Origin of the sequence: Streptomyces sp. NPDC088254, from assembly GCF_044740925.1 — a bacterium.
Taxonomy (GTDB): Bacteria; Actinomycetota; Actinomycetes; order Streptomycetales; family Streptomycetaceae; genus Streptomyces.
In genome coordinates this window covers 283,547-304,401 of sequence record NZ_JBIURQ010000006.1, presented here as the reverse complement: position 1 = coordinate 304,401, position 20,855 = coordinate 283,547, and the positions used below count along the sequence as shown (strand labels likewise).

At 71.6% G+C, this 20,855-nt stretch carries 19 protein-coding genes and 1 pseudogene; 6 read left to right on the top strand and 14 right to left on the bottom strand.

Annotated features, from left to right (window positions below; all coding sequences use genetic code 11):
- Position 1 precedes the first annotated feature (1 nt).
- The 3 genes from ACIOC0_RS19775 (at position 2) to ACIOC0_RS19765 (ending at position 3,589) form a co-directional block, all read left to right on the top strand.
- Entirely contained in the window at positions 2 to 1,477 is a 1,476-nt protein-coding gene (locus tag ACIOC0_RS19775) for a hypothetical protein (protein ID WP_402156357.1), read from the top strand.
- Positions 1,478 to 1,576: 99 nt separating this feature from the next.
- Entirely contained in the window at positions 1,577 to 3,067 is a 1,491-nt protein-coding gene (locus ACIOC0_RS19770) for an AlkA N-terminal domain-containing protein (protein ID WP_402156356.1), read from the top strand.
- Between the two features lie 39 nt (positions 3,068 to 3,106).
- Positions 3,107 to 3,589 (top strand): methylated-DNA--[protein]-cysteine S-methyltransferase, encoded by a 483-nt coding sequence (locus tag ACIOC0_RS19765; protein WP_402156354.1) that lies wholly within the window; start codon positions 3,107 to 3,109, stop codon positions 3,587 to 3,589.
- Here the strand turns inward: ACIOC0_RS19765 and ACIOC0_RS19760 are convergent.
- Positions 3,575 to 4,330: an SIR2 family NAD-dependent protein deacylase gene (locus tag ACIOC0_RS19760; protein ID WP_402156352.1), complete on the bottom strand. Its 756-nt coding sequence runs from the start codon at positions 4,328 to 4,330 to the stop codon at positions 3,575 to 3,577. The genes ACIOC0_RS19765 and ACIOC0_RS19760 overlap by 15 nt on opposite strands.
- 73 nt (positions 4,331 to 4,403) lie before the next feature.
- On the opposite strand from ACIOC0_RS19760, the pseudogene ACIOC0_RS19755 reads away from it, so the two are divergent.
- Positions 4,404 to 4,603, top strand: a pseudogene (locus ACIOC0_RS19755) (DUF2191 domain-containing protein).
- 57 nt (positions 4,604 to 4,660) lie between these two features.
- Here ACIOC0_RS19755 and ACIOC0_RS19750 read toward each other — a convergent pair.
- A complete protein-coding gene (locus tag ACIOC0_RS19750) occupies positions 4,661 to 5,152 on the bottom strand; it encodes an NUDIX domain-containing protein (RefSeq protein ID WP_402156351.1) in 492 nt (163 codons plus the stop codon).
- A 50-nt stretch (positions 5,153 to 5,202) separates the two neighbouring features.
- Positions 5,203 to 6,279, bottom strand: a complete 1,077-nt coding sequence (locus ACIOC0_RS19745) for an ADP-ribosylglycohydrolase family protein (protein ID WP_351092834.1) — start codon at positions 6,277 to 6,279, stop codon at positions 5,203 to 5,205.
- A gap of 212 nt (positions 6,280 to 6,491) precedes the next feature.
- On the opposite strand from ACIOC0_RS19745, the gene ACIOC0_RS19740 reads away from it, so the two are divergent.
- On the top strand, positions 6,492 to 7,610 hold the full coding sequence (locus tag ACIOC0_RS19740) for a glycerate kinase (protein WP_402156583.1): 1,119 nt from the start codon (positions 6,492 to 6,494) through the stop codon (positions 7,608 to 7,610).
- A gap of 359 nt (positions 7,611 to 7,969) precedes the next feature.
- On the opposite strand, the gene pssA is transcribed toward ACIOC0_RS19740, so the two are convergent.
- The 9 genes from pssA to ACIOC0_RS19695 all read right to left on the bottom strand — a co-directional run bounded on the left by pssA (position 7,970) and on the right by ACIOC0_RS19695 (position 18,899).
- Positions 7,970 to 8,788 (bottom strand): CDP-diacylglycerol--serine O-phosphatidyltransferase, encoded by an 819-nt coding sequence (pssA, locus tag ACIOC0_RS19735; protein WP_130438297.1) that lies wholly within the window; start codon positions 8,786 to 8,788, stop codon positions 7,970 to 7,972.
- Positions 8,789 to 8,810: 22 nt separating this feature from the next.
- On the bottom strand, positions 8,811 to 9,467 hold the full coding sequence (locus ACIOC0_RS19730) for a phosphatidylserine decarboxylase (RefSeq protein WP_130437800.1): 657 nt from the start codon (positions 9,465 to 9,467) through the stop codon (positions 8,811 to 8,813).
- Positions 9,468 to 9,637: 170 nt separating this feature from the next.
- A complete protein-coding gene (locus ACIOC0_RS19725; RefSeq protein ID WP_130437799.1) occupies positions 9,638 to 10,843 on the bottom strand; it encodes an acyl-CoA dehydrogenase family protein in 1,206 nt (401 codons plus the stop codon).
- A 3-nt stretch (positions 10,844 to 10,846) separates the two neighbouring features.
- Positions 10,847 to 11,353 carry a MaoC family dehydratase gene (locus tag ACIOC0_RS19720; RefSeq protein WP_130437798.1) on the bottom strand — a complete coding sequence of 169 codons (507 nt, stop codon included), beginning with the start codon at positions 11,351 to 11,353 and terminating at the stop codon, positions 10,847 to 10,849.
- A gap of 5 nt (positions 11,354 to 11,358) precedes the next feature.
- Entirely contained in the window at positions 11,359 to 12,321 is a 963-nt protein-coding gene (locus ACIOC0_RS19715) for an HpcH/HpaI aldolase/citrate lyase family protein (protein ID WP_402156350.1), read from the bottom strand.
- Positions 12,318 to 14,345 carry a protein meaA gene (locus tag ACIOC0_RS19710; RefSeq protein ID WP_352249841.1) on the bottom strand — a complete coding sequence of 676 codons (2,028 nt, stop codon included), beginning with the start codon at positions 14,343 to 14,345 and terminating at the stop codon, positions 12,318 to 12,320. Before ACIOC0_RS19710 ends, ACIOC0_RS19715 begins: the two co-directional genes overlap by 4 nt.
- A gap of 8 nt (positions 14,346 to 14,353) precedes the next feature.
- Positions 14,354 to 15,697 (bottom strand): crotonyl-CoA carboxylase/reductase, encoded by a 1,344-nt coding sequence (ccrA, locus tag ACIOC0_RS19705; protein ID WP_130437795.1) that lies wholly within the window; start codon positions 15,695 to 15,697, stop codon positions 14,354 to 14,356.
- A gap of 423 nt (positions 15,698 to 16,120) precedes the next feature.
- Positions 16,121 to 16,942 (bottom strand): TetR family transcriptional regulator, encoded by an 822-nt coding sequence (locus tag ACIOC0_RS19700; RefSeq protein WP_402156348.1) that lies wholly within the window; start codon positions 16,940 to 16,942, stop codon positions 16,121 to 16,123.
- A gap of 151 nt (positions 16,943 to 17,093) precedes the next feature.
- Entirely contained in the window at positions 17,094 to 18,899 is a 1,806-nt protein-coding gene (locus tag ACIOC0_RS19695) for a 3-hydroxyacyl-CoA dehydrogenase family protein (protein WP_402156347.1), read from the bottom strand.
- Between the two features lie 424 nt (positions 18,900 to 19,323).
- Here ACIOC0_RS19695 and ACIOC0_RS19690 point away from each other — a divergent pair, with 424 nt between their 5' ends.
- Positions 19,324 to 19,899 carry an adenylosuccinate lyase gene (locus ACIOC0_RS19690; protein ID WP_402156346.1) on the top strand — a complete coding sequence of 192 codons (576 nt, stop codon included), beginning with the start codon at positions 19,324 to 19,326 and terminating at the stop codon, positions 19,897 to 19,899.
- Between the two features lie 7 nt (positions 19,900 to 19,906).
- Here ACIOC0_RS19690 and ACIOC0_RS19685 read toward each other — a convergent pair whose 3' ends face one another.
- Positions 19,907 to 20,407 (bottom strand): GNAT family N-acetyltransferase, encoded by a 501-nt coding sequence (locus tag ACIOC0_RS19685; protein WP_402156345.1) that lies wholly within the window; start codon positions 20,405 to 20,407, stop codon positions 19,907 to 19,909.
- A 20-nt stretch (positions 20,408 to 20,427) separates the two neighbouring features.
- Complete coding sequence (locus ACIOC0_RS19680; RefSeq protein ID WP_402156343.1) at positions 20,428 to 20,826, bottom strand: RidA family protein; 399 nt, start codon at positions 20,824 to 20,826, stop codon at positions 20,428 to 20,430.
- Positions 20,827 to 20,855: the final 29 nt, after the last annotated feature.

The window sequence follows — 20,855 nt, the reverse complement described above, 5'->3', positions numbered from 1 at the left end:
CATGCCGGACACACCGGACGTGCCCGCCGGCGGCGTCCCCTCGGGCGGAGGGGACGCCGCACAGGAGGAGCTGCGGGAGCTGCGGGCCCGGATCGCGGCCCTGGAGAGCGGGCACCGCGCCCGCGAGACGGAGGGGGCCGCCCCCCGGCCCTCCCGGCACCGGGCGCGGTCCGTCCTCGCGGTGATCCTCATCGTCCTCGGCTGCCTCCTGGCCCCGCTGGGCGTGGTCGCCGCCTGGAGCGCCGACATCGTCGGCGACACCGACCGCTATGTGCAGACCGTCCAGCCGCTCGCCGCCGACGAGGACATCCAGAAGGCCGTCGCCGGCCGGGTCACCGACGCCGTCATGAGCCACCTCGACCTGCCCGCCCTGCTGCAGGACGTGGCCCCGAAGGACCAGGGGCCGCTCCTGCAGAAGGCCCTGGGGAAACTGGGCGACTCCCTGGAGGACGCGGTCCGCAGCTTCGTCCAGGACAAGACCCAGGCCGTCGTCGCCTCCGACGCCTTCCAGCGGATCTGGACCGACGCCAACCGCCGCGTGCACGCCGCCTTGGACAAGGCCCTCACCGGCAGCGGCGGCGGGGCCGTCAAGCTGGAGAACGACACCGTGACGATCGACCTCGCCCCCGTGGTCGAGGAGGTCAAGCAGCGCCTGGTCGACGACGGCCTCACGGTCGCCGAGAAGATCCCCCAGGTCCACACCAGCTTCACCGTCCTCAGGTCCGAGGAGATCGGCAAGGCGAAGACCTACTTCCGGCTGCTGCAACTGGCGGGCGTGTGGCTGCCTGTCGTCGCCGTCCTGCTGGTCGCCGCCGGCGTCCTGCTCGCCACGCGCCGCCGCCGCGCGCTGGTCACCGCCGCCCTGGGCTTCGCCTTCGCCACCCTGCTGCTCGGCATCGCGCTGACCGTCTTCCGCGTCGTCTACCTCGACGCCCTTCCCGCCGACGTGTCCCAGGCCGCCGCCGGAAGCGTCTACGACACTCTGACCCGTTTCCTGCGCACCGGGGTGCGCGTGGTGGTCGCCCTCGGCGTGGTGGTCGCCCTCGCCGCCTGGCTGACCGGGCCCGGCCGCCGGGCCGGCCTGGTGCGCGGGCTGTGGCACTCCGGCATCGGGGCCGTCCGTACGACGGCCGAACACGCGGGCATGCGCACCGGCCCCGTCGGCCCGTTCGTCGCCCGCTACCGCACCTGGATCACCTGGATCCTCACCGGCGCGGCCGTGCTGGCCTACGTACTGTGGCCGTACCCGACCGGCTGGGTCGTCATCGGTCTCGCCCTCGCCCTGCTCTTCGCGCTGAGCGTCGTCGACTTCCTGGCGTCCAGCGCGCCGAACGCGCCGAACGCGCCGAACGCACCGGGCCCGCCGAACGCACCGGGCCCGCCGAACGCGCCCGGCGCGCCGAACGCACCCGGCGCGCTGAGCAAGCCCCCCGCCTCCCCGCCGTCCGCGCCACCGGCTCCGCCCCCGCCGCCCTGAGGTCCGCGACGGTGAGGCGATCGGTGACGGTCCCGGCCGGGCGAGGTCGATGTCGGATTGTCGCCAGCGCCCGCAAGCCCGGTGGCCGATGCTGAACGCATGCGCAACGCGATGCACACCGACCGGGAACGCTGTGTGCGAGCCGTGCGGTCCAAGGACGCGCGGTTCGACGGCTGGTTCTTCACAGCGGTCCTGACCACCGGCGTCTACTGCCGGCCCAGCTGCCCCGTGGTGGCGCCCAAGCCGGAGAACATGACCTTCCATCCCAGCGCCGCCGCCTGCCAGCAGGCCGGGTTCCGCGCCTGCAAGCGCTGCCGCCCCGACACCAGCCCGGGCTCCCCCGAGTGGAACCAGCGCGCCGACCTCGTCGCCCGCGCCATGCGCCTGATCGCCGACGGCGTCGTCGACCGCGACGGAGTGCCCGGTCTCGCCGCCCGCCTCGGCTACAGCGCCCGCCAGGTCGAACGCCAACTCCTCGCCGAACTCGGCGCCGGACCGCTCGCGTTGGCCCGTGCCCAGCGCGCCCAGACCGCACGGCTCCTCATCGAGACCACCGAACTGCCCATGGTGGACATCGCGTTCGCCGCCGGCTTCGCCTCCGTCCGCACCTTCAACGACACCGTGCGCGAGGTCTTCGCACTCTCCCCGAGCGAACTGCGCACCCGCCGCCGGCCCGAGAGGACCGGGACGCGCCCGGCCACCCCCGGCGCCCTGCAGCTGCGGCTTCCGTTCCGCGCCCCGTTCAACCCGGACAACGTCTTCGGCCACCTCGCGGCGACCGGCGTGCCCGGCGTCGAGGAGTGGCGCGAGGGGGCGTACCGGCGCACGCTCCGGCTGCCCCACGGGCACGGCATCGTGGCGCTCACCCCGCACCCCGACCACATCGGCTGCCGTCTCGTCCTCAGCGACCCGCGCGACCTCACCGTCGCGATCAGCCGCTGCCGGCGCCTGCTCGACCTGGACGCCGACCCCGTCGCCGTGGACGGCCAACTGCGCGCCGATCCGCTGCTCGCGCCGCTGGTGGACAAGGCCCCGGGCCGCCGCGTCCCGCGCACGGTCGACGAGGCCGAGTTCGCCGTACGCGCGGTGCTCGGCCAGCAAGTGTCCACCGCCGCCGCCCGCACCCACGCGGCCCGCCTGGTCACCGCCCACGGCGATCCGGTCGAGGACCCCGAGGGCGGACTCACCCACCTCTTCCCCACCCCTCAGGCGCTCGCCGCCCTCGACCCCGAGTCCCTGGCGATGCCCCGCACCCGCCGGGCCACCTTCACCCACCTCGTCAGCCAACTCGCTGACGGCACGCTGCACTTGGGTGTCGACAGTGACTGGGCTCAGGCCCGCGCCCGGCTCCTCGCCCTCCCCGGCTTCGGCCCCTGGACCGTGGACGTCATCGGCATGCGCGCCCTCGGCGACCCCGACGCGTTCCTCCCCACCGACCTCGGAGTGCGACGCGCGGCGCGGGAGTTGGGTCTGCCCTCCACCCCGGCGGCGCTCACCGCGCGGGCGGCGGCCTGGCGGCCCTGGCGGGCCTACGCGGTCCAGTACCTGTGGGCGACGGACAGCCACCCGATCAACTTCCTTCCGGTCTGAGCACGTTCGGACCGACGCAGCCCGACGAACGGACGCGCCATGAAGCACCACACCGTCATCGACAGCCCCTACGGCCCCCTCACGCTCGTCGCCGACGACGGCGTCCTGTGCGGCCTCTACATGACCGAACAGCGCCACCGGCCCGCGCAGGACTCCTTCGGCGCCCGCGACGACCGCCTCTTCGCCGAGGCCGAAGACCAACTGCAGGCTTACTTCGCGGGCGAGTTGAAGGAGTTCACCCTGCCGCTGCGCCTGGACGGCACGCCGTTCCAGCGCGGCGTCTGGGCCGAACTCCGGAAGATCCCCTACGGCGAGACCCGCACCTACGGCGACCTCGCCCACGCCCTCGGCGCGCCGACGGCCTCCCGCGCGGTGGGCCTCGCCAACGGCAGGAACCCGGTCGGCATCATCGTCCCGTGCCACCGCGTCGTCGGCGCCGACGGCAGCCTCACCGGCTACGGCGGCGGCCTGGACCGCAAGCGGCGCCTGCTGTCCTTCGAAAGCGGCTCAGTCCTCTTCTGACCGAGGCCGGCGCTCCGCCGCGGCCAACTCCCGCAGCAGCCGCGGCAACGCCGTCCCGATCGGTTCCCGTACGACCTCGTCGGCGAGCTCGTCGTACGGCGTCGGCTCGGCGTTGACGATGACGAGGCGGGCCCCGTGATCGGCGGCGACGCCTGCCAGGCCGGCGGCGGGCTGGACCTGGAGGCTGGTGCCCACGGCGATGAACACCTGGCAGGCCTTGGCGATGGCAAGGGCCTCGCCGAGGACGACCGGGTCGAGGCGCTGGCCGAACATGACGGTGGCCGACTTCAGGATGGCGCCGCATTCCCGGCAGGGCGGATCGTCCTCGCCGGCGTCGAGGCGGGCGAGGGCCTCTTCCATGGGGCCGCGGGCATGGCACCCGGTGCACACGAAACTCCGTGCGGAGCCATGCAGTTCGAGGACCTTGCGGGCGGGCAGGCCGGCCATCTGGTGGAGTCCGTCGACGTTCTGGGTGATGACCCGTACGGGTACGCCGGACCGTTCCAGGTCGACGATCGCGCGGTGCGCCGCGTTCGGCTCGGCCGACAGGGTGCGGTTCCTGCGCCGCATCTGCCAGGACCGCCGCCGGATCTCCGGATCGCCCATGTAGTACTCGTAGGTGACGAGCTTCTCGGCCTCGGGATCCCTCCGCCACAGCCCCTGCGGCCCGCGGTAGTCGGGGATCCCGGAATCCGTGGAGATGCCCGCTCCACTGAGCACGGCGACGAGCGGCTTGGTCATGTCACCGAGAGTAGGACGAGGCGTCGGCGACCCGCGAACGGTTTCCGGGGCGGGCAGGTGTCACCTTCCCGCCATGGCGAAGGTGACTGTCTCTCTGGACGCCGAACTCGTCGTCGAGGCCATGGTCCTCCCGGGGGTCGGCACCCGCAGGACGCCGTGGAACTCGTCGTGCGCGACTACATCGAGCGCGGACACCGCACGGAGGCGCGGGCGGCCGCCCGCGACGAGGCGCTCCGCGAGATCGACGACCGGCCGCGGCAGACCGAGGGCTGACAGGGCTGAGCCGACGGCGGCTCCCGCAGCCCCCGTCGGCTCAGCCCTGTCAGCCTCTCAGCCCACGCGGACGCCGTTCTCCAGCTCCGCCGTGCCCGTGCCCGCGTCCAGGGCTTCGAGGGCGGCCGCTACGCGCAGGGCCAGGCCGCCGAGCAGGTACTCGTGGAGCTCCTCGCGCGGGACCATGCGCCAGGACAGCAGCTCCTCCTCCTGGAGGCGGATCGCCTTGAGGTCCTCCTCTTCGAGGACCCCGCCGTCGTACACGTACGCCACCAGCGGCGGCCGGTGCTCGCCGCGCACCCAGTCCACCGCGAGCAGCCGCCCGAGAGGACGGTCGAGGCCGATCTCCTCCAGCGTCTCCCGGTTCGCGCCCTGCCGCGGGGTCTCGCCGTCGTCGGACTCGATCGTGCCGCCGGGCAGCGCCCACCCCTCCCGGTAGTTCGGCTCGACCAGCAGCACCCGTCCCTCCGCGTCGCGGAAGACGGCGGCCGCACCGGCCAGGACACGGGGCAGGGAGGCGATGTACGTGGCGTAGTCAGCAGCGGTCATGGAGGCAGCGTAGCCAGCGCCGGCGGGACGCGGGACCCCGTCACGCCCCGTCACCCGTCCGCTCCGACCAGCCGCAACGTGCGCTCCGCCAGCTCGCTGATCCGCACTCCGTCGAAGCCGAACACGGCGCTGCGCACGGTGTCCTCCAGCGGGTCCGTCCACTGGGCGGGGATGGCGTCGGCCCCGGTGAGGACGCCGGCCACGGAACCGGCCGTCGCCCCGTTGGAGTCGGTGTCCAGACCGCCGCGCACGGTGAGCGCGATGGTCCGGGTGAAGTCGCCGTCGCCGTACAGCAGCCCGGCGGTGAGGACGGCCGCGTTCGGCACCGTGTGGATCCAGCCCAGGCCCGCCGTCTCCTCGGCCATCGTGGTGAGCGTGTCCTCCCAGCCGAGCCCGGCCTCGTGCAGGGAGGCGACCCGGCGCACCGCGCGGGACAGGCGGCTGCTCGCCGGGATCACGGCCAGCGCCTCCTCCACCGCGTGCCGCACCGTCGGCGCGGTGAACGCCGCGGAGACCAGCGCCGCCGCCCACATCGCGCCGTACACCCCGTTGCCGGTGTGGGACAGCACCGCGTCCCGCCGGGCCAGCGCGGCGGCGCGGCGCGGATCGCCCGGGCGGGTCCAGCCGAACACGTCGGCGCGGATCAGCGCGCCGATCCACTCCTGGTACGGGTTGTCGTACGTCGCCGTCAGCGGCGGCTTCAACCCGTTGGCGAGGTTGCGGTAGGCCGCCCGCTCCGCCGTGAACGTCTGCCGGTACGGCAGCCGCAGCAGCCACAGGTCGCCGACCTGCTCCGTGCTGAAGCCGAAGCCGTGGGTCTCCAGCAGGTGCAGACCCAGGATGGCGTAGTCGACGTCGTCGTCGCGGCAGCTGCCGTGGATCCGGCCGCGCACGCAGTCGCGCCACTCGGGGCGCAGCGGCGGGCCGTCGTCCCCGGCGGCCGGTTCGGGCAGGTAGTCGGTGAGCGGGAGGGCGTCGGCCCGGCGCAGGTAGCGGTCGATGCGCTCACGCGTCCACAGCTCGCCCTGTTCGACCGGTTTCCCGAGCATGTTGCCCGCGACCCGGCCCAGCCAGCCTCCGAGCACACGCCCGGCCAGCTCTGTCTCGGTGCCCACGAGGGTCGTCATGGTTGTGGTGTACCCGTTCGCGCGGTGTTCCGGTCCGGCGGGCCGTCATCGGCGCTTGTGGGACGGCGCCGGTCCAGGGGGCGGGCGAGGCATGACGGCGGGGGCGCGGGGCGGATAGGGTCGCTGCGGCGTGACTGGCCCCGACGGGTTCGGGGCCCGGGGAGCGAGGGGTTGGGAAGGTGGCGGACGCTGCACGGCAGGGCATCCGGCGGGTGCTCGTGGCCGCGGACAAGTTCAAGGGCTCGCTGACGGCCGTGCAGGTCGCCGAGCGGGTCACGGCCGGGCTGCGCCGGGCCGTGCCCGGCGTCGAGGTCGAGGCCCTGCCGGTCGCCGACGGCGGCGACGGCACCGTCGCCGCGGCGGTCGCGGCCGGGTTCGAGCGCCGGGAGGTACGGGTCGCCGGCCCGCTCGGCGACGAGGTCACCGCCGCCTTCGCGGTGCGCGGGGAGACCGCGGTGGTGGAGATGGCCGAGGCGAGCGGACTGCAGCGCCTCCCGGCCGGTGTGTTCGCCCCGCTCACCGCCTCCACGTACGGCTCCGGGGAGCTGCTGCGCGCCGCGCTGGACGCGGGTGTGCGGACGATCGTGTTCGGGGTCGGCGGCAGCGCCACCACGGACGGCGGCGCGGGCATGCTGTCCGCGCTCGGCGCGCGTCTCCTCGACGCGCACGGCGAGCCGGTCGCCCCGGGCGGCGGCGGCCTCGCGGACATCGCGCGCGCCGACCTCTCGGGCCTCGACCCCCGGCTGGACTCGGTCGAGCTGATCCTCGCCAGCGACGTCGACAACCCGCTGACCGGGCCGAAGGGCGCGCCGGCCGTGTACGGGCCGCAGAAGGGCGCCTCCCCGGACGATGTGGCCGCGCTGGACGCGGCGCTCGCGCGGTACGCGAAGGTGCTGGAGGCGGCGGCCGGGCCGAAGGCCGCGCAGTACGCGGTCGCGCCGGGCGCCGGGGCCGCGGGCGGGATCGGGTACGGGGCGCTGCTGCTCGGTGCGCGCTTCCGGGCCGGGATCGAGGTGATGCTGGAGGTGCTGGGCTTCGCGCCGGCGCTGGAGTGGGCGCAGCTGGTCGTCACGGGGGAGGGGTCGCTGGACGAGCAGACCCTGCACGGGAAGGCGCCGGCGGGGGTCGCGGCTGCGGCGCGGGCGGCGGGGAAGGACGTGGTCGCGGTGTGCGGGCGGGTGACGTTGCCGCCCGAGGCGTTGGGGCGGGCGGGGATCCGGCGGGTGTACGCGCTGACCGAGGTGGAGCCGGATGTGGCCCGCTGCATCGCCGAGGCCGGTCCGATCCTGGAGCGGACCGCGGAGCGGATCGGACACGACTTCCTGTCCTGAGCGGGGCCTTCCTCCCGTCCTGGGGGCTGCCGCCCCCAGCCCCCCGCTTCGGCCCTGAACGGCCCTCGTCCTCAAACGCCGGACGGGCTGAATGCGCGCACCCTTGTCCCAACCGTGTCGGCGCAGCCTCACACGTCGGAGGGGCTGGATGCGCTCCCCTTTCTCCCGAGCGAGTCGGCGCAGCCCCGAACGCCGGACGGGCTGGATGCGCTCGCCTTTCTCCCGAGCGAGTCGGGTGGCGGGCGGGCATGGGCCGGGGGTCTGGGGCGGAGCCCCCAGGGGGCGGTCACACCGGTGCCGGGTGCGGGGAACGCGAAGGGCCCCGGACCCGACCCGGGTCCGGGGCCCTCAGCGGAGCGTTACGGCAGCTGCGCCGCGCGAGCCTCGCGGCGGTTGCCGCGGAAGTTGTTCACCCGGCGTGCCGTGGCGAACAGGGGGATCACCGCGCCCATCACCAGCTGCAGCGCGCAGCCGGCCTGGAGGAGCAGCTGGCCGCCGGGGGCGTCGAAGGCCCAGGCGGCGAGGAGGCCCATCGACAGCACGATCCAGGAGAGCATCGCACCGGCGAGGCGACCCCGCGGCTTCGGGTACTCCACCCGGCTCACCATCAGCCAGGCGGTGCCCAGGATGGCGAGGAGCGTGGCCTCGAAGGGCAGCTCCAGCAGCACGATGGAGACGACCGTCAGCGCGCCGAACGGCGAGGGCATGCCCTGGAAGGTGCCGTCCTTCACCGTCACGCAGGAGAACCTGGCGAGCCTGAGCACCACCGCCAGCAGCACCATGATCGCGCCGACCGCCGCCACCCGCTGGTGAGCGTCGTTGGCGACCATGCCGTAGACGAGGACGAAGTACGCCGGCGCGAGGCCGAAGCTGATCAGGTCGGAGAGGTTGTCCAGCTCCGCGCCCATGGGCGAGGAACGCAGCTTGCGGGCGACCAGTCCGTCGAAGAGGTCGAACACCGCCGCGCAGAGCATCAGGATGACCGCGGTGGCCGCGCTGTGGCGGGCCATGCCGGTCTCCTGGCTGCCGGTGAGGTGCGGGATCAGGATGCCGGTGGTGGTGAAGTACACCGCCATGAAGCCGCACGTGGCGTTGCCGAGGGTGAGGGTGTCCGCTATCGACAGCCGCAGAGAGAGGGGCATCTCCTCCTCGTCGTCCGCCTCGTCGGCCTCGGGCACCCAGCCCGCCTGGGTCTGTGGGTCAATCACGGTCAATGCGAGTCACCCCCGCCACGGTCTTCTGCCCGACCTCGACCGCGACCTCCACGCCCTCGGGCAGGTAGATGTCGACGCGCGAGCCGAAGCGGATCAGACCGATGCGCTCGCCCTGCTCGACCTTCGTGCCCTCAGGGATGTAGGGGACGATGCGGCGGGCGACGGCGCCGGCGATCTGGATCATCTCGATGTCACCGAGCTCGGTGTCGAAGTGCCAGACAACGCGCTCGTTGTTCTCGCTCTCCTTGTTGAACGCCGGCACGAACCCGCCCGGGATGTGCTCGACCGACGTCACCGTGCCCGACAGCGGGGCGCGGTTGACGTGGACGTTGAGCGGGCTCATGAAGATCGCGACCCGGGTGCGCCCGTCCTTCCACGGCATGATGCTCTGCACCACACCGTCGGCGGGGGAGATGACCCGGCCCTGAGCGATCTCGCGCTCGGGGTCGCGGAAGAACCACAGCATGCCCGCCGCCAGAGCGGTGGCGGGAACGGCGACGGCCTTCGCGGCGCCGGAGCGGCGGGCGCGGAGCAGGCTGACGGCTGCGGTGGCGACGGTCGGGAGAAGCCACGGCGATGCTCCACGCGCAAGGCGTACGCCGACCAGGCTGTCGCGAGGTGCAGAGGTTTGGCTGTGGGGCATGGATGACCTTCGTAGCGGATGACGCCGCGCTTCGACAGGGGGACGGCGGCTTACCGCGATGGTAGCGGTTCGAGGCCGCAACTGGGTAAGTCAAGAAGCCGAGTCGGCGGCCGGAGCGGGTTGACGGGGTGTGATCTTCTTCTCGAAGAAAACACCCCCAACCCTGACATCTAGCCCTGGAACCGGTACTCCTCGAGCAGCCTGCGGCCGATGATCATTTTCTGGATCTCGGCGGTACCTTCACCGATCAGCAGCATCGGAGCCTCACGGTAGAGGCGCTCGATCTCGTACTCCTTGGAGAAGCCGTAGCCGCCGTGGATCCGGAAGGCGTCCTCCACGACCTCCTTGCAGTACTCGGAGGCGAGATACTTCGCCATCCCGGCCTCGAGGTCGTTTCGTTCTCCGGAATCCTTTTTGCGTGCCGCGTTCACCATCATGGCATGCGCGGCCTCGACCTTGGTAGCCATCTCGGCCAGCTTGAACTGAATGGCCTGGTGCTGGGCGATCGGCTTGCCGAAGGTGTGCCGCTGCTGGGCGTACCCGACGCCGAGTTCGAACGCACGCTGTGCGACGCCGCAGCCACGGGCGGCGACGTTGACCCGCCCGACCTCCACGCCGTCCATCATGTGGTAGAAGCCTCGTCCGGTGACGCCGCCGAGCACCCGGTCGGCGGGAATCCGCAGGCCGTCCATGATGAGCTCGGTGGTGTCGACGCCCTTGTAGCCCATCTTGTCGATCTTGCCCGGGATGGTGAGGCCGGGGCGGACCTCCCCGAAGCCGGGCTCCTTCTCGACGAGGAAGGTGGTCATGGACTTGTGGGGCGCGGTGCCCTCGGGGTGTCCTTCGTCACTTCGGACCAGAACGGCCACGAGTGAGGAGGTCCCGCCGTTCGTCAGCCACATCTTCTGGCCGTTCAGGACGTACTCGTCGCCGTCCTTCACCGCCTTCGACGTGATCGCCGACACGTCCGAGCCGAGACCCGGCTCCGACATGGAGAAGGCGCCCCGGATGTCGCCGGCCGCCATCCTCGGCAGGAAGTGCTCCTTCTGCTCCTGCGTGCCGTGCTGCTTGAGCATGTACGCCACGATGAAGTGGGTGTTGATGATGCCGGAGACCGACATCCACCCGCGGGCGATCTCCTCGACGCACAGCGCGTACGTCAGGAGCGACTCGCCCAGACCGCCGTACTCCTCGGGGATCATCAGGCCGAACAGGCCCAGATCCTTCAGGCCGTCGACGATCTGCTGCGGGTACTCGTCACGGTGCTCCAGCCCGGTGGCGACGGGGATGATCTCCTTGTCCACGAAGTCGCGGACGGTGGAGAGGATCTCCTGCTGGACGTCGGTCAGACCGGCGGTCTGGGCGAGGCGGGCCATCGGTCAGCCTTCCTGAAGTTCCGGGCGGCCCGGCTGCTCGCCGCCGCGCTCCTTGATGTACGTCTCGGTCGGCACCATCACCTTGCGGCGGAACACGCACACGAGCGTGCCGTCCTGCTTGTAGCCCTTGGTCTCGACGTGCACGATCCCGCGGTCGTTCTTCGACTTGGAGGGCCACTTGTCGAGCACGGTCGTCTGACCGTAGATCGTGTCGCCGTGGAAGGTCGGCGCCACGTGCTTGAGCGACTCGATCTCCAGGTTGGCGATCGCCTTGCCGGAGATGTCCGGGACGGACATGCCGAGCAGCAGCGAGTAGATGTAGTTGCCGACCACCACGTTCTTGCCGAAGTCCGTCGTGTTCTCGGCGTAGTTGACGTCCATGTGGAGCGGGTGGTGGTTCATGGTGAGGAGACAGAACAGGTGGTCGTCGTACTCCGTGACCGTCTTGCCCGGCCAGTGCTTGTACGTCGCCCCGACCTCGAACTCCTCGTAGGTGCGTCCGAACTGCATCGCGCTCAGCCCTCCGGGATCTCGAACTTGCTGGTGCGCTGCATGCCGGCCGCGCGGCCCTTGCCGGAGATGACGAGCGCCATCTTGCGGCTGGCCTCGTCGATCATCTCGTCGCCGAGCATCGCCGAGCCCTTCTTGCCGCCCGCCTCGGACGTGTAGTAGTCGTACGCGTCCAGGATCAGCTCGGCGTGGTCGTAGTCCTCCTGCGACGGCGAGAAGATCTCGTTGGACGCCTCGACCTGGCCCGGGTGCAGCACCCACTTGCCGTCGAAGCCGAGCGCGGCGGCGCGCCGGGCGACCTCGCGGTAGCCGTCGATGTTGCGGATCTGCAGGTAGGGGCCGTCGATCGCCTGCAGGTTGTTGGCGCGGGCGGCCATCAGGATCTTCATCAGGATGTAGTGGTAGGCGTCCGCCGGGTAGCCGGGCGGCTGCTCGCCCACGACCAGCGACTTCATGTTGATGGAGGCCATGAAGTCGGCCGGGCCGAAGATGATCGTCTCGACGCGCTGGGACGCCGTCGCGATCTCGTTGACGTTGTTCAGGCCCTGCGCGTTCTCGATCTGCGCCTCGATGCCGATCTTGCCGACCTCGAAGCCCATCGTCTTCTCGATCTGCGTCAGCAGCAGGTCCAGCGCGACGACCTGCTGGGCCGACTGCACCTTCGGCAGCATGATGCAGTCGAGGTTCTGGCCGGCGCCCTCGACCACGGTGACGACGTCACGGTACGTCCACTCGGTCGTCCAGTCGTTGACCCGCACGACCCTCGTCTTGCCCGTCCAGTCGCCCTCGTTGAGGAACTTGACGATGGTGTGCCGCGCCTCGGGCTTGGCGAGCGGCGCGCATGCGTCCTCCAGGTCGAGGAAGACCTGGTCCGCCGGGAGGCCCTGCGCCTTCTCCAGGAAGCGGGGGTTCGAGCCCGGTACGGCCAGACACGAACGCCGGGGGCGAAGGCGGTTGACGGTCGTCATGCGGGGACCTCCAGTGGGTCGAGCTTGTTCGCTTTCCGGATCTCGTCGACGATGCGGCCGATGATTCCGGTGATGTCGAAGTCCTTCGGGGTGAACACCGCGGCCACTCCGGCTGCCCGGAGCTGCTCGGCGTCCCCGTTCGGGATGATGCCACCGGCGATCACGGGGATGTCTGTGGCACCGGCCACACGCAGCCGTTCGAGTACGTCCGGGACCAGCTGCGCGTGCGAGCCGGACAGGATGGACAGGCCGACCGCGTGCACGTCCTCGGCGAGGGCCGCGTCCACGATCTGCTCCGGGGTGAGCCGGATGCCCTGGTAGACGACCTCGAAGCCGGCGTCGCGGGCGCGCACGGCGATCTGCTCGGCGCCGTTGGAGTGGCCGTCCAGGCCCGGCTTGCCGACCAGGAAGCGCAGCTTGCCCACGCCCAGGTCCTTGGCCGTGACGTCGACCTTGCGGCGCACCTCGGACAGGGCCGAGCCCTCCTCGGCGGGGACGGCGACCGGCGCCGAGGAGACCCCGGTCGGCGCCCGGAACTCCCCGAACACCTCGCGCAGGGCCCCGGCCCACTCGCCGGTGGTGACGCCGGCGCGGGCGCACTCCAGGGTGGCCTCCATGAGGTTGGCGGTGCCCTTGGCGGCCTCCTTCAGCTTCTCCAGCGCCTTGCACGGGCGCGGGTGGTTGAAGGGGGGCTGGTAACGGGTGTCGCGCCAGTTCCGCAGTGAGGCGATGACCCGGGCCTCGACCGCGGGGTCGACCGTCTGGATCGCGGTGTCCAGGTCGGCGGTCAGCGGGTTCGGCTCGGTCGTCTCGAAGATGTTGACGCCGACGATCTTCTCCTGGCCCGACTCGATCCGGGCCCGGCGCTCGGCGTGCGAGGAGACGAGCTGCGACTTGAGGTAGCCCGACTCGACGGCGGCCATCGCGCCGCCCATCTCCTGGATCCGCTCGATCTCCGCGAGGGACTCCTCGACCAGCTTCGCCACCTTCGCCTCGACGACGTGCGAGCCCTCGAAGATGTCCTCGTACTCCAGCAGGTCGCTCTCGTGCGCCAGCACCTGCTGGATGCGCAGCGACCACTGCTGGTCCCAGGGCCGGGGCAGCCCCAGCGCCTCGTTCCAGGCGGGCAGCTGCACGGCACGCGCGCGGGCGTCCTTGGACAGCGTCACCGCCAGCATCTCCAGCACGATCCGCTGGACGTTGTTCTCCGGCTGCGCCTCGGTCAGACCGAGGGAGTTGACCTGGACGCCGTAGCGGAAGCGGCGGTGCTTGGGATCCTGGATGCCGTACCGCTCCAGCGTGATCTTGTCCCAGATGCGGCCGAAGGCGCGCATCTTGCACATCTCCTCGACGAAGCGGACGCCCGCGTTGACGAAGAACGAGATCCGCCCGACGACGTCGCCCATGCGCTCCTGCGGCACCTGACCGCTGTCGCGCACGGCGTCCAGGACGGCGACGGCGGTGGACATCGCGTACGCGATCTCCTGGACCGGCGTGGCCCCGGCCTCCTGCAGGTGGTAGCTGCAGATGTTGATCGGGTTCCACTTCGGCATGTGGGAGACCGTGTACGCGATCATGTCCGTCGTCAGCCGGAGGCTCGGCCCCGGGGGGAACACATGGGTCCCCCGGGACAGGTACTCCTTGACGATGTCGTTCTGGGTCGTGCCCTGGAGCCGGGTGATGTCCGCACCCTGCTCCTCGGCGACGACCTGGTAGAGCGCCAGCAGCCACATGGCCGTGGCGTTGATCGTCATCGAGGTGTTCATCTGCTCCAGGGGGATGTCCTGGAACAGCCGGCGCATGTCACCGAGGTGCGCGACCGGCACGCCGACCCGGCCGACCTCGCCGCGGGCGAGGATGTGGTCGGAGTCGTAGCCGGTCTGGGTCGGCAGGTCGAAGGCGACCGACAGACCCGTCTGACCCTTGGCGAGGTTGCGTCGGTACAGCTCGTTGGACGCCTCGGCCGTGGAGTGACCGGCGTACGTGCGCATGAGCCACGGCCGGTCCTTCTGACGCTCACTCATGGACGACCTCAGATGTTCCGGAAGCGGTTGATGGCGTCGATGTGCTTGGCGCGCTTCTCGTGGTCGCGCACGCCCAGACCCTCCTCGGGGGCCAGCGCGAGCACGCCGACCTTGCCCTGGTGGAGGTTGCGGTGCACGTCGTAGGCCGCCTGGCCGGTGTCCTCGAGGGAGTACACCTTCGACAGCGTCGGGTGGATCTTGCCCTTGGCGATCAGCCGGTTGGCCTCCCAGGCCTCGCGGTAGTTGGCGAAGTGCGACCCGATGATGCGCTTCAGGGACATCCACAGGTAGCGGTTGTCGTACTCGTGCATGTAGCCCGAGGTCGAGGCGCAGGTGGTGATGGTGCCGCCCTTGCGGGTGACGAAGACGCTCGCGCCGAATGTCTCGCGGCCGGGGTGCTCGAAGACGATGTCGATGTCCTCGCCGCCGGTGAGCTCGCGGATGCGCTTGCCGAAGCGCTTCCACTCCTTGGGGTCCTGGGTCTGCTCGTCCTTCCAGAACTTGTAGCCCTCGGCGTTGCGGTCGATGATCGCGTCGGCGCCCATGGACCGGCAGATGTCGGCCTTCTGCTCGCTGGAGACGACGCAGATCGGGTTGGCGCCGCCGGCCAGCGCGAACTGGGTGGCGTAGCTGCCGAGGCCGCCGCTCGCGCCCCAGATCAGGACGTTGTCGCCCTGCTTCATGCCGGCGCCGTTGCGGGAGACCAGCTGGCGGTAGGCGGTCGAGTTGACCAGGCCCGGGGCGGCGGCCTCCTCCCAGCTGAGGTGGTCCGGCTTGGGCATCAGCTGGTTGGACTTGACGAGCGCGATCTCCGCGAGGCCGCCGAAGTTGGTCTCGAAGCCCCAGATGCGCTGCTCCGGGTCGAGCATCGTGTCGTTGTGGCCGTCCGAGGACTCCAGCTCCACGGAGAGGCAGTGCGCGACGACCTCGTCGCCGGGCTTCCAGGCGTTGACGCCGGGGCCGGTGCGCAGGACGACGCCCGCGAGGTCGGAGCCGATGATGTGGTACGGCAGGTCGTGGCGCTTGGCCAGCTCGTTGGTGCGGCCGTAGCGCTCCAGGAAGCCGAACGTCGACAGCGGTTCGAAGATCGACGTCCACACGGAGTTGTAGTTGACCGAGGAGGCCATGACGGCCACCAGGGCCTCGCCGGGGCCGAGCTCCGGCAGCGGCACCTCGTCGAGGTGGATCGACTTGCGAGGGTCCTTGTCGCGGGTCTCGAGGCCCGCGAACATCTCGGTCTCGTCCTTGTGCACGGTGATCGCGCGGTACGACTCGGGGAGCTGCAGGGCGGCGAAGTCCGCCGACGTGGAGTCGGGCGACTGGATCGCGGCCAGGATGTCCTTCACGGTCACGGTGTTGCCTCCGGCGGTGAGCGCCCTGAGGGAGGGGCGCCGATGGTTACGTCGGTGCTGCTGAGGGATGAGGGGGTGCCGTCGGTTCGGCTCGGTGGTGCTGTTCGGCAGCGCTTTGTGGCGCGGGAGGGTGCCTGTGACGCAGGCGTCCGGGCGCGCAAACCGTGGGCTTGCGGGGACAGCCGACGTACGAAAGGTCTCTGCACGCCGGCCGCCCGGACTCCTTCAACGTATGACACCGCGTGTCACCTCGCAAGGCACTGAGTGCCAGAACTTCCACTCAGCTGAAATCTTTACGTCACAAATGAGCGATGATCGATCGAACGGGCTCGTGAATCCGCGTGAAAACGGCCTCTGACATGCCAAAACGGCCACCCGGTCGGGTGGCCGTCATCACAGTGCCGCAGGGCTCGTGAGGGCTGTTCAGCGCTCCTTGAGCGCCTGCTCGATGGTCCGCATCACCTCGTCCAGCGGCGCGTCCGTACGCGCCACCGTCACCAGCACCTCACCGTGCGCGGACACCGCCGCCGACGCCGGGGCCGAGGCGCCGGCCCCGGCGCCCACGCGCCCGGCCCCGATGCCCGTCCCGAACGTCTTGCGGACGATCGCGAAGGCGTGGTCGAGCTGCGCCTCCACCTCCCCCTGGCCGCCGGCTCTCAGCCAGCGCCGCAGCACGTGGTTGTGCGCGGTGACCACGGCCGACGCGGCAACCTCCGCCAGCAGCGGGTCGTCGTTGGCGTCGTCGTCGTGCGCGTGCTCGTCGAAGTGCCCGAGGAGGTAGCGGGTGAAGAGGCGCTCGTAGCGGGCCACCGACGCGATCTCCGCCTCGCGCAGGGTGGGCACCTCGCGGGTGAGCTTGTAGCGGGCGACCGAGATCTCCGGCCGCGCCGCGTACATCTTCATGACCTCCTTGATGCCCCGGCACACCGTGTCCAGCGGATGCTCGTGCGCGGGCGCCGCGTTCAGCACCGCCTCGGCGCGGATCAGGGTGTCGTCGTGGTCCGGGAAGATCGCCTCTTCCTTGGAGCGGAAGTGGCGGAAGAACGTGCGGCGGGCGACGCCGGCCCGGGCCGCGATCTCGTCGACGGTGGTCGCCTCGTACCCCTTCGTCGCGAACAACTCCATGGCCGCGGCCGCGAGTTCCCGGCGCATCTTGAGCCGCTGGGCCGCCGCGCGGCTGCCCGCGGGGCTGTCCGACACTTCGGTCGGAGCTGAGGGACGTGAGGACTTGGCGGGCTGGGGCATGTCCTGAACGTACTGCATGCGCGCAGCTCGGTGCGCCGGTCCGCCAGGCCGGCGGGCTCCCCCCGCCCAGGCCGGGGCGGGCGGGAGGGGGGCCGCCGGATCCAGCAGCCCGCCCCAGTCCTCTCCGGCCCGCGGCCGGTCCCCGGCGCCGTCAGCGGCGGGCATGTTCGCGGAAGCCGCGGCCGGTCTTGCGGCCGAGGCAGCCCGCGGCCACCAGGTGCTCCAGCAACGGCGCCGGGGCCAGCCCCGGGTCGCGGAACTCGTGGTGCAGCACCTTCTCGATGGCCAGGGAGACGTCCAGACCGACCACGTCGAGCAGTTCGAACGGGCCCATCGGGTAGCCGCCGCCCAGCTTCATCGCGGCGTCGATGTCGTCCAGGGTCGCGTAGTGCTCCTCGACCATCTTGATCGCGTTGTTGAGGTACGGGAACAGCAGGGCGTTCACGATGAACCCGGCCCGGTCGCCGCAGTCCACGGCGTGCTTCCTGATGCGGCCGCACACCTCGTGCACCGTGGCGTGGACGTCCTCGCCGGTCAGCACCGTGCGGACCACCTCGACCAGCTTCATCGCCGGCGCGGGGTTGAAGAAGTGCATGCCGATCACGTCCTGCGGACGCGAGGTGGCTCGGGCCAGGGCGACCACCGGCAGCGACGACGTCGTCGTGGCGAGGACGGCGCCCGGCCTGCACACCTTGTCCAGCGTCGCGAACAGCTGCCGCTTGATCTCCAGGTCCTCGGCGATCGCCTCGACCGCCAGGTCGACGTCGGCGAAGGCGTCGTAGGAACCGGCCGGGGTGACGCGCTCCAGGGTCTGCGCGGCGGCCTCGGCCGTCATCCTGCCCTTGTCGACGGAACGGGACAGCGACTTGCCGATCCGCGCCTTGGCGACCTGCGCCTTCTCCTCGCTGCGGGCGGCGAGGACGACGTCGAAGCCCGCCTTGGCGAACACCTCGGCGATGCCGGAGGCCATCGTGCCGGACCCGGCGACGCCGACGGAGCGCACCGCACGGCCGGGGGTCCCGGTGCCGCCGGTCACCGGCGTGAGGGCGTCGGCGACGACGGTCGCACTGCCCGGGGCCTCGTAGGTGTAGAAGCCGCGGCCCGCCTTGCGGCCGGTCAGACCGGCCTCGCTGAGCTGCTTGAGGATGGGCGCGGGGGCGTGCAGCCGGTCGTGGGAGGCGGCGTACATGGCATCCAGGACCGTGCGCGCGGTGTCGACGCCGATCAGGTCCAGCAGGGCGAGCGGGCCCATCGGCAGACCGCAGCCCAGCCGCATCGCGGCGTCGATGTCCTCACGGGAGGCGTACCGCGCCTCGTACATCGCGGCGGCCTGGTTGAGGTAGCCGAACAGCAGCCCGTCGGCGACGAAGCCGGGGCGGTCGCCGACCGCGACGGGCTCCTTGCCCAGGTCCAGGGCGAGGTCGGTGACGGCGGTGACGGCGGCCGGCGCGGTCAGCACGGAGGAGACGACCTCGACGAGCTTCATCGCCGGGGCGGGGTTGAAGAAGTGCAGGCCGAGGACGCGCTCGGGGCGGGCGGAGTCGGCGGCGAGGCGGGTGACGGACAGCGCGTTGGTGCCGGTGGCGAGGATCGTCTCGGGCCGCACGATCCCGTCCAGCTCGCGGAAGATCTGCTGCTTGACCTCGTACGACTCCGGCGCCACCTCGATGACCAGGTCGGCGTCGGCCGCGTCGCGCAGGTCGGTGGAGGTGCGGAGGCGGGCCAGGGCGTCGGCGCGCTCCTGCTCGGTCAGCCGGCCGCGTTCGACGGCGCGGGCGGTGGCGGACTCCAGGGCGGCGACACAGCGTGCCGTCTGGGTCTCGTCGACGTCGATGCCGATCACCTCGCGGCCCGCCTTGGCGAGGACTTCGGTGATGCCGGCGCCCATGGTGCCGAGACCGACCACGGCGATCGTGCGGAGGGAGGGCTGAGAGGTGTGGGACAGGGGAGTGGCCATCGCGGGACTCCAGAGAAGAGGGTGACGACTGAGAAGCGCGACCGGGTGCGCCGGGGAAGCCCTGCCGAGAGCCGGGCCGTGGCGCACCGGTGCGTGAACAGAGGTGCTGGATGCGGGTGTTGCCGGGCTGTCAGCGCCTGTCAGGGCACTGCGCACACGCCCGGGGCCGTCGCTCGGGGCGCGCACACGCCCGAGGGAACGGTGATGACCGACCGGCCCTGTCCCGGAGCCGGGTCACGCCTGAGGTACCTGTGTACCGAACCGACTGCTCTCTTGGCGGCTGCGTCACCAGGCCACCGCGAGCAGGTTGTGCGAGTGGGTAACTCGCTCGTCTGAGCTTAACCGCCGGGTAACGAGCGCGCCAGACCTCGACTTTGTGACATACGTCCCGACGCGGCCGCCCGATGGTCCTAAGCTCGCCTTCATGGACGGGGAGTTGCGATCGCTCACGGAACGCTTACGGCAGGAGTCGGGAGGCGATGCCGCCTTCGAACGGCTCGTGCGCACCGGTGACCACGACGAGCTCGCCGCGGTGCTCACGGCCGCCGGGCAGCCGCTGTGGGCTAGGGAACTGGCCGCGTTCCGGCTGGGGATCGCGGGCGACCGGCGGGCTTTCGAGGCGCTCGTCCTGCTGCTCAACCACCGCGATCCGCCGCGCTGCGCGGGCGCCGCGCACGCGCTGGCCCGCCTCGGCGACCCCCGCACCGCCCGCGCGGCGGCCACCCTCGCCACCAACGAGTTACGGATCGCCTACGCACTGCAACCGGTCAGGCTGTTGGTGGAGTTGCGCGCCCCCGAGTCCGTGCCCGCGCTGATCACCACCCTGGAACGCCGGCTCCGCCCGCACGACCCCTACCGCCGGGTCGCCCTCGCGTGCGTGGAGGGACTGGGCGCCCTCGGCGACACGCGAGCCCGCCCCGTCCTCAACGACGCCCTGGCCCACCCGGCCCTCGCGGCGGCGGCGGCCGGCGCCCTGGCCCGCATCCCCCGGCAACGCTGAGGCGCGGTCACCGTGTCAACGGCTTGGTGTACCGGACTTCCGGGACCTCGACGCCGTCCACCTCGAAGGGCTCCTCGGCGCCGTCAGCGTGGAAGCCCGCCCGTTCGTAGAAGCGGCGGGCGAGGAAGTTCCCCTTGAGGACCCACAGCCGCACCAGCCGGCGCCCGTCGGCGGCGCACCCCCGCAGGGACGCCTCCAGCAGCGCCCGGCCCAGACCCTCGCCGTGGTGCTCGGGGTCGACGTAGATCGCGTACAACTCGCCGTCGTCCGTGCGTACTTCGCCGTCCCGGTACGGCCCGTAGGCGGCCCAGCCGACGACGCGTCCGTCCCGCTCGGCGACCAGGTTGCGCACACTGCCGTCCGCCTGCGCGAACCAGGTGCGCCGCCGCTCGGCATCCTCGCCCACGTCGAGCGCGTCGAGGTGGGACTGCGGCATCAACCCCCGGTAGGCGCTCTGCCAGCCCCGGATCCGGATCTCGGAGACCCGCTCACAGTCGTCGAGCGCCATCGGGCGAACCACCGCGGAGGTCACTCGGACACCACCGCGTAGGCCTCGATCTCCATCAGGAACCCGGGGCGCACCAGCGCGGCGACCTGCACGGCCGACGAGGCCGGGAGCCGGTCGTCGGGTATGTGCGCGGCGCGGGCCGCGCGGATCGCCGGCAGGTGCGCCATGTCCGTGACGAAGTAGGTGAGTTTGACGACGTCGTCGAAGTCCGCGCCGACGGCGGCCAGGCAGCGCCGCAGGTTCTCGAAGACCTGGCGGGCCTGGGCTGCCGGGTCGCCCTCGCCGACCAGGCGGCCGTCCTCGTCGAGGGGGAGCTGGCCGGAGACCGCCACGAACCGGCCCGTGCCCAGCACCACGTGCGAGTACTGCGCGGCCGCAGCCACCCCGTCGGGGGCGTGAATCCGTGTCAGATCGCTCATGGCGTCATCCTGGACCATGGGCCTGACAG